General features: G+C 64.6%; 10 protein-coding genes. 7 read left to right on the top strand and 3 right to left on the bottom strand.

Annotation, left to right across the window (positions count from 1 at the left end; all coding sequences use genetic code 11):
• Positions 1-5: 5 nt before the first annotated feature.
• A complete protein-coding gene (fadD1, locus tag FW760_RS11225) occupies positions 6-1703 on the top strand; it encodes a long-chain-fatty-acid--CoA ligase FadD1 (protein WP_043864162.1) in 1698 nt (565 codons plus the stop codon).
• 90 nt (positions 1704-1793) lie between these two features.
• Here fadD1 and FW760_RS11220 read toward each other — a convergent pair whose 3' ends face one another.
• Complete coding sequence (locus tag FW760_RS11220; RefSeq protein ID WP_116053156.1) at positions 1794-3101, bottom strand: NAD(P)/FAD-dependent oxidoreductase; 1308 nt, start codon at positions 3099-3101, stop codon at positions 1794-1796.
• Positions 3102-3128: 27 nt separating this feature from the next.
• The gene (locus tag FW760_RS11215) at positions 3129-4493 is read right to left on the bottom strand and encodes a glutamine synthetase family protein (RefSeq protein WP_058541534.1); all 1365 of its coding nucleotides are present in this window, start codon (positions 4491-4493) and stop codon (positions 3129-3131) included.
• A 443-nt stretch (positions 4494-4936) separates the two neighbouring features.
• Here FW760_RS11215 and hrpA point away from each other — a divergent pair, with 443 nt between their 5' ends.
• From hrpA to FW760_RS11185, 6 genes are all read left to right on the top strand, one after another.
• A complete protein-coding gene (hrpA, locus tag FW760_RS11210; RefSeq protein WP_100634637.1) occupies positions 4937-8848 on the top strand; it encodes an ATP-dependent RNA helicase HrpA in 3912 nt (1303 codons plus the stop codon).
• A 194-nt stretch (positions 8849-9042) separates the two neighbouring features.
• A complete protein-coding gene (locus FW760_RS11205; protein ID WP_043864158.1) occupies positions 9043-10164 on the top strand; it encodes a beta-ketoacyl-ACP synthase III in 1122 nt (373 codons plus the stop codon).
• A gap of 12 nt (positions 10165-10176) precedes the next feature.
• On the top strand, positions 10177-10785 hold the full coding sequence (locus FW760_RS11200) for an RNA polymerase sigma factor (RefSeq protein WP_116053160.1): 609 nt from the start codon (positions 10177-10179) through the stop codon (positions 10783-10785).
• Positions 10779-11012, top strand: a complete 234-nt coding sequence (locus FW760_RS11195) for an anti-sigma factor family protein (protein ID WP_446443791.1) — start codon at positions 10779-10781, stop codon at positions 11010-11012. The genes FW760_RS11200 and FW760_RS11195 overlap by 7 nt, the downstream gene beginning before the upstream one ends.
• Positions 11013-11218: 206 nt before the next feature.
• Positions 11219-12532 carry an OprO/OprP family phosphate-selective porin gene (locus FW760_RS11190; RefSeq protein ID WP_043864155.1) on the top strand — a complete coding sequence of 438 codons (1314 nt, stop codon included), beginning with the start codon at positions 11219-11221 and terminating at the stop codon, positions 12530-12532.
• A 94-nt stretch (positions 12533-12626) separates the two neighbouring features.
• Positions 12627-13751, top strand: a complete 1125-nt coding sequence (locus FW760_RS11185; RefSeq protein WP_088514506.1) for a GNAT family N-acetyltransferase — start codon at positions 12627-12629, stop codon at positions 13749-13751.
• Positions 13752-13828: 77 nt separating this feature from the next.
• Here the strand turns inward: FW760_RS11185 and FW760_RS11180 are convergent, their stop codons facing one another.
• Positions 13829-15658 (bottom strand): ABC transporter ATP-binding protein, encoded by a 1830-nt coding sequence (locus tag FW760_RS11180; protein WP_116053162.1) that lies wholly within the window; start codon positions 15656-15658, stop codon positions 13829-13831.
• Positions 15659-15678: the final 20 nt, after the last annotated feature.

Below are 15678 nucleotides of genomic sequence, written 5' to 3'. Positions count from 1 at the left end.
CTTCCATGATCGAACACTTTTGGAAGGATAAGTACCCAGCCGGGGTTGCCTCGCAAATCAATCCTGATGAGTATCCGAACATTCAAGCGGTATTGAAGCAGTCCTGCCAGCGTTTCGCCGACAAGCCGGCGTTCAGCAACCTGGGCAAGACCCTCACCTATGGCGAGCTGTATGAGCTGTCGGGGGCGTTTGCCGCCTACCTGCAGCAGCATACCGACCTGCAGCCCGGTGACCGCATCGCGGTACAACTGCCAAACGTATTGCAATACCCCGTGGCCGTCTTCGGTGCGATGCGCGCCGGGCTCATCGTGGTCAACACCAACCCGCTGTACACCGCGCGGGAGCTGGAACACCAGTTCAACGATTCCGGTGCCAAGGCGCTGGTGTGCCTGGCCAACATGGCCCACCTGGCCGAAAAGGTCGTTCCCAAGACCCAGGTCAAGCACATCATTGTCACCGAAGTGGCCGACCTGCTGCCACCGCTCAAGCGTCTGCTGATCAATAGTGTGATCAAGTACGTGAAAAAGATGGTGCCGGCCTACCACCTGCCCAAGGCCGTCAAGTTCAACGATGCGCTGGCCAAGGGGCAGGGCAAGGCGGTCAACGAAGTCAGCCCCGACAGCGGCGATGTCGCCGTGCTGCAGTACACCGGTGGCACCACGGGTGTGGCCAAGGGTGCGATGCTGACCCACCGCAACCTGGTGGCCAACATGCTGCAATGCCGTGCGCTGATGGGCTCGAACCTGGGCGAGGGCTGCGAGGTCCTGATCACGCCGCTGCCGCTGTACCACATCTATGCCTTCACCTTCCATTGCATGGCGATGATGCTGATCGGCAGCCACAACATCCTGATCAGCAACCCGCGCGACCTGCCGGCGATGGTCAAGGAACTGTCCAAGTGGAAGTTCACCGGCTTCGTCGGCCTGAACACCCTGTTCGTGGCCCTGTGCAACAACGAGACCTTCCGCAAGATGGACTTCTCGGGGCTCAAGCTCACCCTGTCGGGCGGCATGGCCCTGCAGGTGGCGGTGGCCGAGCGCTGGAAGAGCGTCACCGGTTGCTCCATCTGCGAAGGCTACGGCATGACCGAGACCAGCCCGGTGGCGGCGGTCAACCCGGCCGAGCACAACCAGATCGGTACCATCGGCATTCCGCTGCCGTCGACCCTGTGCAAGGTGATCGACGACAATGGCAAGGAGCTGGCGCTGGGCGAGATCGGCGAGCTGTGCATCAAGGGCCCGCAGGTGATGAAGGGCTACTGGCAGCGCGAAGAGGCGACCACCGAGATCCTGGATGCCGACGGCTGGCTCAAGACCGGTGATATCGCGGTGATCCAGACCGATGGCTACATGCGCATCGTCGACCGCAAGAAGGACATGATTCTGGTGTCCGGCTTCAACGTTTACCCGAACGAACTCGAAGACGTGCTGGCGACCCTGCCGGGCGTGTTGCAGTGCGCCGCCATTGGCGTGCCGGACGAGAAATCGGGCGAACTGATCAAGATCTTCATCGTGGCGCGGCCGGGTGTGACCCTGACCAAGGACCAGGTGATGGAGCACATGCGCGCCAATGTCACGGCGTACAAGGTGCCGCGCCTGATCGAGTTCCGCGATGCCTTGCCGACCACCAACGTGGGCAAGATCCTGCGGCGCGAGTTGCGCGATGAAGAGTTGAAGAAGCTGGGCCTCAAGAAGATCGCCTGAGGTTTAACCTTCGGGCCTCATCGCGGGTCAAGCCCGCTCCCACAAGGACAGTAGTGATCCCTGTGGGAGCGGGCTTGACCCGCGATGTTTTCAACGCAGTTTCTCAAGCATCTGGTAGTACCACATCCCCGCCGCCAGCAATGGGTTGCCCAGCACATCGCCCATCGGCACCTTGATGTGGCTGCAGCCGGCAAAGGTATCGAATCGGCTCAATGTGCCGGTGATCGCTTCGGCCATGATCTCGCCCATGATGTGGCTGGTGGCAATGCCATGCCCCGAATACCCCTGGCAGTACCACACGTTGTCCGACAGCTTGCCCAACTGCGGAATGCGGTTGACCACGATGCCCATCGCGCAGCTCCACTGGAATTCGATCGGCACGCCCTTGAGCGCCGGAAAGGTCGCCTCGATGCACGGGCGCAGCTCCCCCGCGATATCCCGCGAATCACGTCCCGAATAATTGGCCCCGCCACCGAACAGCAGGCGCCCGTCTGCGGTCATGCGGTAATAGTCGAGCACGAAGCGGCAGTCGTACACCGCCAGGTCCTGCGGGTTGAGCTTGCGGGCCAGCTCGCCCAGTGGCGTGGTGGTCACGATGCCGCCCATGGCCGGGAAGATCTTGCCCTTGAGCTGGGGCTTTTCCAGCTTGTGGTACACGTCGCCGGCCAGCATCACCTGGCGTGCGTTGACCCGGCCCTTGGCCGTGACAACCGCAGGTTTGTCGCCATGCACGATCTCCAGCACTTCGGAGTTTTCGAAGATCAGCGCGCCCAGCTGGTGCGCCGCCCGCGCCTCGCCCAGGCACAGGTTGAGCGGGTGCAGGTGCAGGTTGCGCAGGTTCTTCAGCGCGCCCAGGTACAACGGGCTGTCCAGGTGCTGGTGCACCGCCTCGCGGTCGAGCATCTGCACCTGCTCGCCCATGCCGCGCCGCTGGGCTTCGTCGGCGAAGGCCTGCAGTTCGGTCATGTGCGCAGGCTTCATGGCCGCGTGCAGGTGGCCGTGCTTGAGGTCGCAGTCGATGGCGTAGCGTTCGACCCGTTGCTGGATGATGTCGTGGCCGCGAAAGCGCAGTTGCCAGATGAAATCGTCCACGTCATCGCCCAGGCGCTTGCGCATCTGTTTGCGCATGGCCTCGTCACCCGACAGGCTGCCGGTGACCTGGCCGCCGTTGCGCCCGCTGGCGCCCCAGCCGATACGGTTGGTTTCGACGATGGCCACCTTCAGGCCGCGCTCGGCCAGTTCCACCGCGCTGGCCACGCCGGTGAAGCCGCCACCGATGATCACCACGTCGACCTCGACCGTGCCCTGCAGGGTCGGGTACTGGGTGGTGTCGTTCAGGCTGGCGGTGTAGTAGGAGGCGCTGCGCTGGGCGGTGCCGTGGTTGAGGGCTGCATTCATGGGTGTGTTCCTTGAAGAATAGGGGGCTCAGGCCTGGGTCAGGTACCAGCGCCAGTCCTGCTCGCCGACCTCGGCCATGAACTGGCGGTACTCGGCGCGCTTGACCGCCAGGTACACCCCGAGGAAGGCCTCGCCGAACGCTTCGCGCGCCCAGCTGGAGCGCTCCAGCGCGGTCAGCGAGGTCAGCCAGTCGGTGGGCAGCAGCGTCTTGGCCTGGGCGTAGCCGTTGCCCTGCACCGGGGCGCCGGGGTCCAGTTGCTGGCGGATGCCATGGTGGATGCTGGCCAGAATGGCTGCGGCTGCCAGGTACGGGTTGGCATCGGCGCCGCAGATGCGGTGTTCGATATGTCGGGTATTGGCCGGCCCGCCGGGCACGCGCAGGCTCACGGTACGGTTGTCCACACCCCAGGTCGGCGCCAGCGGTGCATAGCTGTTGGCCTGGAAGCGGCGATAGGAGTTGGCGTTGGGGCAGAACAGCAGCAGCGAGTCGAGCAGCATGGCCAGCATGCCGCCCACCGACTGGCGCAGCAGGGGCGTGCCGGCCTTGTCTTCGCTGGCGTACAGGTTGTGGCCGGCGGCGTCGGCCAGGCTCACGTGCATGTGCATGCCGGTGCCGGCCAGGTGCTCGAACGGCTTGGCCATGAAGCAGGCCTGCATGCCGTGCTTGTGTGCCACGCCCTTGACCAGGCGCTTGTAGCGCACCGCCTGGTCCATGGCCAGCAAGGCGTCGCCGTGCTCCAGGGTGATCTCCACCTGGCCGGGGGCGTATTCGGAAATCGCGGTACGCGCAGGGATGCCCTGGGCCTTGCAGGCGCTGTACAGGTCGGCCAGAAACGGTTCGATCTGCTCCAGCTCGCGCAGGCCGTATACCTGGGTGGCGCGGGGGCGACCGCCGTCGGTATCCAGTGCCGGTTGCGGGTGGCCCAGGTGATCGCGCTTCTGGTCGAGCAGGTAGAACTCCAGTTCGCAGGCCATTACCGGCTCATAGCCATCGGCCTTGAGCGCGTCGATCACCTTGGCCAGCAGTTGGCGTGGATCGGCGACGGTGGCCGGCAGGCCTTCGCTGGGGTGCATGCTCACCTGCACTGCCGCCGTGGGGATCTGCCGCCACGGCATGCGCACCAGGCTGCCGGCCAGCGGGTATGCGCGGCAGTCGATATCGCCCACGTCCCACACCAGCCCCGAGTTCTCCACATCGTCGCCATTGAGGGTCAGGCCGAGGATGGTGCTGGGTAGCGGCCGCCCGCTTTCATACACGGCCAGCAGTTCCTCGCGGTGCAGCAGCTTGCCGCGGGGCACGCCGTTGGCGTCGAGGATGAACAACTCGATCATCTCGATATCGGGGTTGGCGGCCAGGAAATCCTCGGCCTCGGAAACAGGGGCAAACTGCATGGTGCACTCGCTTACGCCGTGGCGGCGTACAGGATCGCGTGCCAGTGGGCACGTCGATCGGTCGACAGGGTGGCCGCAACCGGGCCAGCGGTATCAGTGGGGTGCGAGGGCGGTATCTGGTGGGCGGGCATGGCGGCAATGCCACAAGGCCCAGAACGCGAGGATGCTATTGAACAGCGGATTTTCACCGGGGCGCGCCCGCACCTTCGGGAACGAAGGGCGCATCAGGGGGCGGGGCGTACACGCTGGCAAAGTCATGCACGGATACTCCCACGCGTGGGAAGGTTCATTAAATCGGCCTTTGTATACCTTCAGTTAATCAATGGCTAAACAATGGCCCTGCATGGCGAACCGTGCCGTGGCAGGGCAAATCTGCGACAATCCCCGACCAAACTACGCCGATCATGTGAAAGCAGGCTCACCTGCATTATTAAAAAGACGTCATGACTGACCAGAACGCCGCCATCGAGCAACTGCTGAAAAACCTTGACCACGCCATGATCGCCGAGCGCCATCGCCTGCGTCGGCAACTGCATGACCTGCGCAAGCGCCCCGACGAGGCCAAGCTGGCCCAGTGGGCCGCCCGGGTACAGGCCTCCTGCGATCAGGTCGCCGCGCGCAAGGCCAGCGTGCCGCGCATCCGCTACGACGACAGCCTGCCGATCGCGGCCAAGCGTGACGAAATCAAGAAGGTGCTGGCCGCCCACCAGGTGCTGATCATCGCGGGCGAAACCGGCTCGGGCAAGACCACCCAGTTGCCCAAGATCTGCCTGGAACTGGGCCGCGGCCAGCATGGCCAGATCGCCCACACCCAGCCGCGCCGGATTGCCGCGCGCAGCGTGGCCACCCGCGTGGCCGAAGAGCTGGGTACGCCGCTGGGCGCTCTGGTCGGCTACCAGGTGCGCTTCGAAGACCAGAGCGATGCCAACACCCTGGTCAAGCTGATGACCGACGGCATCCTGCTGGCCGAAACCCAGCACGACCGCTTTCTGGAGCGCTACGACACGATCATCGTCGACGAAGCCCACGAACGCAGCCTGAACATCGACTTCCTGCTCGGCTACCTCAAGACCCTGCTGCCGCGGCGCCCCGACCTCAAGGTCATCATCACCTCCGCGACCATCGACCTGGAGCGCTTTTCCAGGCACTTCAACGATGCGCCGATCATCGAGGTGTCCGGGCGTACCTACCCGGTCGAGACCTGGTACCGGCCGCTGACCAGCGAGCAGGACGAGGAGGGCAACCGCGTCGAGGACGATCTGACCGTCGACCAGGCGATCCTGGCCACCCTCGACGAGATTGCCGCCCATGAGCGCAGCATCGGCAAGGGCCCGGGCGACGTGCTGGTGTTCCTGCCCGGCGAGCGCGAAATTCGCGATGCCGCCGAGATGCTGCGCAAGGCACAGCTACGCCACACCGAAATCCTGCCGCTGTATGCACGGCTGTCGCCGGCCGAGCAGCAGAAGATCTTCCAGTCCCATCCGGGGCGGCGCGTGGTGCTGGCCACCAACGTTGCGGAAACCTCGCTGACCGTACCGGGCATTCGCTACGTGATCGACAGCGGCACGGCGCGCATCAGCCGCTACAGCTACCGTGCCAAGGTGCAGCGCCTGCCCATCGAGGCGGTGTCCCAGGCCAGTGCCAACCAGCGCAAGGGCCGTTGCGGGCGGGTCGAACCGGGCATCTGCGTGCGCCTGTACAGCGAGGACGACTTCAATGGTCGGCCCGCCTTTACCGACCCCGAGATCCTGCGCACCAACCTGGCTGCGGTGATCCTGCAGATGCTGCACCTGCGCCTGGGCGAGATCGACGCCTTCCCGTTCATCGAGCCGCCGGATGGCAAGGCCATCAGCGACGGCTTCAACCTGCTGCAGGAACTCTCGGCAGTCAATCGCGAGAACCAGCTGACCCCGCTGGGCCGCCAGCTGGCGCGCCTGCCGGTGGACCCGCGTCTGGGCCGCATGCTGCTCGAAGGCGCCAAGCAGGGCAGCCTGCAGGAGCTGCTGATCGTGGCAAGTGCACTGTCGGTGCAGGACCCCCGCGAGCGTCCGCCCGAGCGCCAGCAGGCTGCCGACCAGGCCCATGCGCAGTGGAAGGACAGCGACTCGGATTTCGCCGCGCTGGTCAACCTGTGGCGCGGCTTCGAAGAACAGCGCCAGGCCCTGACGGCCAGCCCGCTGCGCAACTGGTGCCGCAAGAATTTCCTGAATTACCTGCGTCTGCGCGAATGGCGCGATGCACACCGGCAACTGAGCCTGATCTGCCGCGACCTGCAGTTGAGCATCAACAAGGAGCCGGCCGACTACCCGCGCCTGCACAAGGCGATTCTGTCCGGGCTGCTCAGCCAGATCGGCCAGAAGACCGAGGACGGCGACTACCTGGGCGCGCGCCAGCGGCGCTTCTGGGTACACCCGTCCTCGGGCCTGGGCAAGAAACGCCCGCAATGGCTGATGACCGCCGAACTGGTCGAGACCACCAAGCTGTATGCGCGCATGGTGGCCAAGATCGAGCCGGACTGGATCGAGCCGCTGGCCGGGCACCTGATCAAGAAGAACCACTTCGAACCGCACTGGGAGAAGAAGCGCGGCCAGGTGGTGGCCTTCGAGCAGGTCACGCTGTACGGCATGATCGTGGTCGGCCGGCGCCCGGTGCACTACGGGCCGATCGACCCGCAGGCCTCGCGCGAGCTGTTTATCCGTCAGGCCCTGGTGGGCGGTGAGATCCAGTCGCGGGCCAAGTGCCTGGCGGCCAACACGCGCCTGCTCGAGCAGCTCGACGAGCTGGAGGCCAAGGCCCGCCGGCGCGACATCCTGGCTGATGAAGAGACCCTGTACGCCTACTACGAGGCGCGCCTGCCGGCCGAGATCCACCAGACCGCGACCTTCGACAGCTGGTACCGCGTCACCAGCCAGAAAGACCCGCAGTTGCTGATCATGCGCGAAGAGGACGTGCTGGCCCGCGAGGCCAGTGAAGTCACCGCCACGCAGTACCCCGATACCCTGCGCATCGGCGACCTGAGCCTGGCGCTGAGCTATCACTTCGAACCCAACCACCCCCGCGACGGCGTTACCGTGCGGGTGCCGGCGCCGCTGCTGCCCAGCCTGCCGGGCGAGCGCCTGGAATGGCTGGTGCCGGGGTTGCTGGAAGCCAAGTGCATTGCGTTGGTACGCAACCTGCCCAAGGCCTTGCGCAAGAACTTCGTGCCGGTGCCCGACTTCGTCAAGGCCGCCTTGCAGCGCATGACCTTCGCCGACGGCTCGCTGCCCCAGGCGCTGGGCCGCGAACTGCTGCGCATGACCGGTGCGCGGGTCAGCGACGAGGCCTGGGCCGAGGCGGCTGCGCAGGTGGAAGGCCACTTGCGCATGAACATCGAAGTGGTCGATGCCCAGGGCAAGTTCCTGGGTGAAGGCCGCGACCTGACCGAGCTGACGGCGCGCTTCGTTGCTGCCAGCCAGGCCGCGCTGGCCGTGCCGCAATCGGCCAAGGCCCAGCAGCCGGTGCAAGCCAAGGTGTTTGCCGAGGTGGCCCAGACCGCCCAGCAGAAGATCGCCGGGCTGTCGATGACGGTGTACCCGGCGCTGGTGGAAGAGGGCGGTACGGTCAAGGAAGGGCGCTTCTCGACCCAGGCCGAAGCCGAGTTCCAGCACCGCCGAGCCTTGCAGCGGCTGCTGCTGCAGCAACTGGCCGAGCCGGCGAAGTTCCTGCGCGGCAAGCTGCCGGGGCTGACCGAACTGGGCCTGCTGTACCGCGAGCTGGGGCGTGTCGATGCGCTGGTCGAGGACATCCTGCTGGCCAGCCTGGACACCTGCATCCTCGACGGCGAGAGCAGCCTGCCGCGCGACGGTGCCGGGCTTGCTTCGCTGGCCGAACGCAAGCGCGGCCACTGGGCCGATCACGCCGAGCGCCTGGCCCGCCTGACCCTCGAGATACTCAAGCTCTGGCACGGTCTGCAGAAGCGCTTCAAGGGCAAGATCGACCTGGCCCAGGCCGTGGCGCTCAACGACATCAAGCAGCAACTGGCCAACCTGGTGTACCCGGGTTTTGTGCGGGAAACCCCGGGCATCTGGCTCAAGGAACTGCCGCGCTACCTCAAGGCAGTGGAGCTGCGTCTGGAAAAACTCGGTTCGCAGGTGCAGAAGGACCGCGTGTGGAGCGGCGAGCTGAGCGGTCTGTGGGCACAGTACAAGGCGCGTGCCGACAAGCATGCCCAGGAGGGCAAGCGCGACGAGCAACTGGTGCTGTACCGCTGGTGGATCGAGGAATACCGCGTGTCGCTGTTTGCCCAGCAGTTGGGTACCAAGGTACCGATTTCCGACAAGCGCCTGGCCAAGCAATGGAGTCTGGTGGAAGCCTAATCCCCGGAACTTGTGGCACACTTGGCGAACTTCGCTACCGTGTCAGGTACCTGCCACGGTAGCTACAGAATGCAGCACAGCGTACTGCCCCGCTTGCCGGGTGCATTGCCTGTATTAATTGGTACTTTCGTGCCATTTGACCGACAGAACAGGCCGTTGCCCGGCAGGCAGCGGCCCCGAACAGAGGAACGACCGTGCATAACGTCGTCATCAGCGGCACCGGCCTGTACACCCCGGCCAACAGCATTTCCAACGAAGAGCTGGTCGAGTCTTTCAACACCTATGTGCAGCAGTTCAACGCCGACAACGCCGCTGCCATCGAACGGGGCGAAGTGCAGGCACTGGCCGAGTCGAGCGCTGCGTTCATCGAGAAGGCCTCGGGCATCAAGAGCCGCTTCGTGATGGACAAGGCCGGCATCCTCGATCCGCAGCGCATGAAGCCGCGCCTGCCGGAGCGCAGCAACGACGAGCCGTCGATCCTCTGCCAGATGGGCGTGGCAGCCGCCGAACAGGCCCTGGCGCGTGCCGGGCGCACCGCAGCCGATGTCGACGCGGTCATCGTCGCCTGCTCCAACCTGCAGCGCCCTTACCCGGCCATCGCCATCGAAGTGCAGCAGGCTTTGGGCATCGCCGGTTTCGGTTTCGACATGAACGTGGCGTGTTCGTCGGCGACCTTCGGCATTCAGGTCGCCTGCAACAGCGTGCAACTGGGTCAGGCCCGTTCGGTGCTGGTGATCAGCCCCGAGATCTGCACCGGCCACCTGAACTTCCGTGACCGTGACAGCCACTTCATCTTCGGCGACGCCGCCACGGCGGTGCTGGTCGAACGTGCCGACCTCGCTACCTCGGCGCACCAGTTCGATATCGTCAGCACCAAGCTGCTGACCCAGTTCTCCAACAACATCCGCAACAACTTCGGCTTCCTCAACCGCGCGGCGGAAGAGGGTATCGGTGCGCCGGACAAGCTGTTCGTGCAGGAAGGCCGCAAGGTGTTCCGCGAGGTGTGCCCGATGGTGGCCGAGCTGATCGGCCAGCACCTGAGCGAAAACAACCTCAACGTCAGTGACGTCAAGCGCTTCTGGCTGCACCAGGCCAACCTGAGCATGAACCACCTGATCGTCAAGAAGCTGCTGGGCCGCGACGCGCTGGTCGAGGAGGCCCCGGTGATTCTCGATACCTACGCCAACACCAGTTCGGCCGGCTCGGTGATCGCGCTGCACAAGCACCAGGACGACCTGCCCAAGGGTGCCCTCGGGGTGCTCAGTTCGTTCGGTGCCGGCTACTCGATCGGCAGTGTGATCCTGCGCAAACGTTGATCGCCCACGCCAGTGACGGATGACGAACAGCGCTTGCTCGACCGCCTGCTGGCGGGAGAGCAGCGCGCGTTCGCCGAACTGGTTCAGACCTGCCAGGGCGCGATGCGCGCGGTGGCCTATGCCATCGTCGGCGAACGTGGTGCCGACGAGGTGGTGCAGGATGCCTGGCTGGCGGCGGTACGCGGTCTGGCGGGCTTCCAGCGCCGCTCCAGCCTCAAGACCTGGCTGCTGACCATCACCGCCAATACGGCCAAGACCCGTTACCGGCAAAACCGCCGCGAGGTGCTGCTCGACGACCTGCCGGCCCCCCATGGCAGCATCGACGACGCGCGTTTCGCCAGCGACGGTCACTGGCTGCTGGCGCCTTCGGCTTGGCACGAAGACAGCCCCGAGGCCCTGCTCAGCCAGGAGCAGTTGCGCGAATGCCTGGAGCACACCCTGCTCAGCCTGTCGCAGCTGCAGAGCAGTGTGCTGCTGTTGCGTGAGCGCCAGGGCCTCGAACTGGTGGAGATCTGTAATCTGCTCGACCTGTCGCTCTCCAATGTGCGTGTGCTGCTGCACCGTGCACGCCTCAAGGTCTTCGCGACCCTGGAACATTTCGAGGACACCGGCCAATGCTGACCTGCAAGCAACTGGTCGCCTGCTCCAGTGATTACCTGGACGGGCAACTGACCCTGGGCGAGCGCCTGATGACGCGCCAGCACCTGCTGTTCTGTCGCAATTGTCGTCGCTTCATCAAGCAGTTGCGCCTGGCCCAGGCAACCCTCAAGGCGCTGCAGCCGGCGCCTGTTGAGGGGGCCGATGCCCTTGCGGCGCGGCTGGCCGCCGAGCGCCGGGCAACGCGCTGAAACCCCGCAACCAGCCCTGCAACGGGGCTGATTGTCTTATTCACATTCGAAGTAAAAAGTTCCCCTGTCACTAAATATTTATCTAACAGCCACTGATCTGAAATAACCCCCCGCCAAGATTCGTCCCCAGCACAAGTGGCCTGAGCCGCGTGTTTTTTCAACGTAATCAAGACCATAAACGTTATGAACGTAGGGGAGTTCCTTCGATGATCCGTAAGCACTTCGCAGGTTTCGCAGCCAGCGCCTTGGCAATGGCCGTTACCGCCCAGGCTTTCGCGGGCACCGTGACTACTGACGGCGCCGATATCGTAGTCAAGACCAAGGGTGGCCTGGAGGTCGCTACCGCTGACAAGGAATTCAGCTTCAAGCTGGGTGGCCGGGTCCAGGCCGACTACAGCCGCTTCGACGGTTTCTACACCAAGAACGGCGATACCGCCGATGCGGGCTACTTCCGCCGTGCCTACCTGGAACTGGGCGGTGTGATGTACACCGACTGGGCCTACCAGATCGCCTACGACTTCTCGCATAACTCCGGTGGCGACAACCGTTCCGAAGACGGTTACTTCGACGAAGCGTCGCTGGCCTACAACGGCTTCAAGCCGGTATCGATCAAGGTCGGTCGCTTCGACCCCGAGTTCGGCCTGGAAAAAGCCACCAGCTCCAAGTGGGTGACTGCCCAGGAGCGAACCGCTGCCTACGATCTGGTGGACTGGACCAACTCGCACAACGGCGGCTTCGGTATCCAGGCATCGGGTAACGCCGGTGACTCGCTGTACGGTTCGGCCGGCCTGTTCGCCAAGGACGCCACCAACCAGGACAAGGACGGCGACAGCTCCAAGCAGTTCAACCTGCGCGGTGTGTTCGCACCGATGCACGAGGCCGGCAACGTACTGCACGTTGGCCTGAACTACGCCCAGCGCGACCTTTCCGACACCGCGTTCGACGGCCGTATCCGCAGCCGCCTGGGCATGCGTGGGGTGAGCACCGACGGTGGCCAGGACGCCGGCAACAACGGCAACCGCCTGGTGCTGGGCGGCAACGCCACCACCCCGGCCGGTGCCTACGACACCGACAAGGCCTGGGGCCTGGAAGCCGCCTACGCTCTGGGCCCGTTCTCGGTGCAGGGCGAGTACATCAAGCGTGATGTTCAGGCAGACGACTCGGCCTTCTCCGACATCAAGGCCAAGGGTTACTACGGCCAGGTGGCCTACACCATCACCGGTGAAGCGCGTGGCTACAAACTCGGCAAGTTCGACAGCATCAAGCCTTCCAACAAGCAGATTGGTGCGTGGGAAGTGTTCTACCGCTACGACCACCTGAGCGTCGACGACAACAACGGCGCATTTGCCGACATCGGTGACGTGGAAGCCAAAGTGCACAACCTGGGTGTGAACTGGTACGCCAACGAGTCGATCAAGCTCAGCGGCGTGTACGTCAAGGCCAAGACCGACAACGCGCAGAACGCTGCCGGCGACGACAGCGGCGACGGTTTCGTGATGCGCGCGCAGTACGTGTTCTAAGCGTTACCCCTGCAACACACTCCTTCATCCGTTAGATCTTCGCCCCGCACCTGCGGGGCTTTTTTTTGCTCGCACGAGGGGGCAGACTGCGCGCATGCCCATCTCAATTCTGCCGCACCTTGCCGATATCGACGCCGCCACCTGGGATGCCCTGGTGCCGGATGCCCAGCCGTTCCTGCGCCATGCCTTCCTGCGCAGCCTGGAAGACAGCGCCAGCGTCACCCCGCGCACCGGCTGGGCACCGGCCCACCAGGTCCTGACGGACACTCAGGGCCAGGTGCGGGCGGCCATGCCGGCCTACGTGAAGACCCATTCGTTCGGCGAGTACGTGTTCGATCACGGCTGGGCCGACGCCTGCGACCGCGCCGGTATCGACTATTACCCCAAGCTGCTGTGCGCGGTGCCGTTTTCACCGGTCAGCGGCGCGCGCCTGCTGGGTGACGCGCAGGCGGCGGGTGAGCTGATCGACGGCGTCAGCGATGCTTTGCTCGAACAGGGGCTGTCGGGCCTGCACGTGAACTTCACCGACCCGGCCAGCGACGAAGTATTGCGTGGGCGTGCGGGCTGGATGGAGCGCCTGGGGTGTCAGTTTCACTGGCGCAACCAGGGTTATCGGGACTTCCAGGATTTTCTCGACAGCCTCAGTTCGCGCAAGCGCAAGCAGATGCGCAAGGAACGCGAGCAGGTGGCGGGGCAGGGTATCGAGTTTCAGTGGTACCACGGCCATGAGCTGAGTGAGGCGCAGTGGGATTTCGTGTACGCATGCTATGCCAACACCTACGCCGTGCGCCGCCGTGCCCCGTACCTTACCCGGGCGTTTTTCAGCCTGCTGGCCGAACGCATGCCCGCGTCGATCCGCGTGGTGATGGCGCATCAGGGCGGGCGGGCGGTGGCGATGGCGTTCAGCCTGGTGGGCGGTGACAGCCTGTATGGGCGCTACTGGGGCTGCCTGGCGGAGTTCGATCGGTTGCATTTCGAGACGTGCTTCTATCAGGGCATGGACGTTGCCATTGCCGAAGGGTTGCAGCGTTTTGATGCCGGGGCGCAGGGCGAGCACAAGCTGATTCGCGGGTTCGAACCGGTGATCACGCGGTCCTGGCATTACCTGCTGCATCCGGGGTTGAAGGCGGCCGTGCAGGACTTTCTGGCGCAGGAGCGGGTGGGGGTGCTGGGGTATGCCGAGGAGGCGCGTACGGCGCTGCCCTTCAGGCAAGTCTGAACGCCAAGCCCGCTCCCGCAGGCGCAGTGAAATCCCTGTGGGAGCGGGCTTGACCCGCGATACCGTCGCCGCGGTGTTCAATCGACCCCGACAAACCCACCCGTCTGGTGATGCCACAACCGTGCGTACAGCCCCTGGTGCGCCAGCAGTTCGGCATGGGTGCCCATCTCGGCAATCCGCCCCTGCTCCAGCACCACCAGCCGGTCCATCCGCGCGATGGTCGACAGGCGGTGCGCAATGGCGATCACCGTCTTGCCCTGCATCAGGGTCTCCAGGCTCTCCTGGATGGCTGCCTCCACTTCCGAATCCAGCGCCGAAGTGGCTTCGTCCATGATCAGGATCGGCGCATTCTTGAGCAGCACCCGCGCAATCGCGATGCGCTGGCGCTGGCCGCCGGACAGTTTCACGCCACGCTCGCCCACATGCGCATCGAAACCGGTGCGCCCCTGGGCATCGGACAGCTGAGGGATGAACTCATCGGCCCGCGCCCGGCGCACCGCCTCCCACAACTCCTCTTCTGTCGCATCCGGCCGGCCATACAGCAGGTTGTCGCGAATCGAGCGGTGCAGCAGCGAGGTGTCCTGGGTGATCATGCCGATCTGTGCGCGCAGGCTGGCCTGGCTCACCTGGGCAATGTCCTGGCCGTCGATCAGGATACGGCCACTTTCCAGGTCGTACAGGCGCAGCAGCAGGTTGACCAGGGTGGACTTGCCGGCGCCCGAGGGGCCGATCAGGCCGATCTTCTCGCCGGGGCGAATGTCCAGGGTCAGGTTGCTGATGATCCGGCTGCCCTGACCGTAATGAAAGTCGACGTTGTCGAAGCGCACCGCGCCGCGATCGACCTTGAGCGCCGGAGCATCTGGCGGATCGGTGACGGTGACCGGCTGGGCGATGGTCTTGAGGCCATCCTGCACCATGCCGATGTTCTCGAAGATGCCGTTGACCACCCACATGATCCAGCCCGACATGTTGACGATGCGGATCACCAGGCCGGTGGCCAGGGCGATGGCGCCCACGGTGATCAGCGACTGGCTCCACAGCCACAGCGCCAGGCCGGTGGTGGTGACGATCAGCAGCCCGTTGAGGCTGGTGATGACCACATCCATGCTGGTGATCACCCGCGAGGCCAGCTGGGTCTTTTCGGTCTGCTCGCGAATCGCTTCGCGGGCGTACTGGCGCTCGAAGTCGGTGTGGGCGAACAGCTTGAGGGTGGCGATGTTGGTGTAGCCATCGACAATGCGGCCCATCAGCTTGGAGCGCGCATCCGATGACACCACCGAGCGTTCCTTGACCCTGGGCACGAAATAGCACAGTGCGCCGATGTAGGCGAAGATCCATACGGTCAGGGGCAGCACCAGGCGCCAGTCGGCCTCGGCGAACAGCACCAGCGAGCTGATCGCGTAGATCAGCACGTGCCACAGGGCGTCCACCGCCTGCACGGCCGAATCGCGCAGCGAGTTGCCGGTCTGCATGATGCGCTGGGCGATGCGCCCGGCAAAATCGCTCTGGAAGAAATTGAGGCTCTGCTTGAGCACATGGGTGTGGTTCTGCCAGCGGATCATGCTGGTCATGCCCGGGCTGATGGTCTGGTGCACCAGCAGGTCGTGCAGGCCGAAGAACAGCGGGCGCAGCAGCAGCGTGACCACCACCATCCAGATCAGCTCGCTGGCGTGATCGCTGAAGAAATCGGGGTTTGGCGCGCCCTGGGCCAGGTCGATGATGCGGCTCAGGTAACTGAACAGCGCCACTTCGATGAGCGAAGCCACCAGCCCCACCACCAGCAGTGCGGCAAAGCTGGGCCACACCTGGCGCAGGTAGTAGAAATAGAACGGCAGGACCTTGCCCGGCGGCGATGCGGTCGGTGCTTCGCGAAAGATGTCGATCAGCTTTTCGAAATAGCGATACAACCTCAAAACTCTAACTCCTG

Source organism: Pseudomonas sp. 1176_21 (assembly GCF_052850635.1).
Note: the sequence above shows the minus strand (reverse complement) of the source record. Positions and strands in the feature narration are given on the sequence as shown.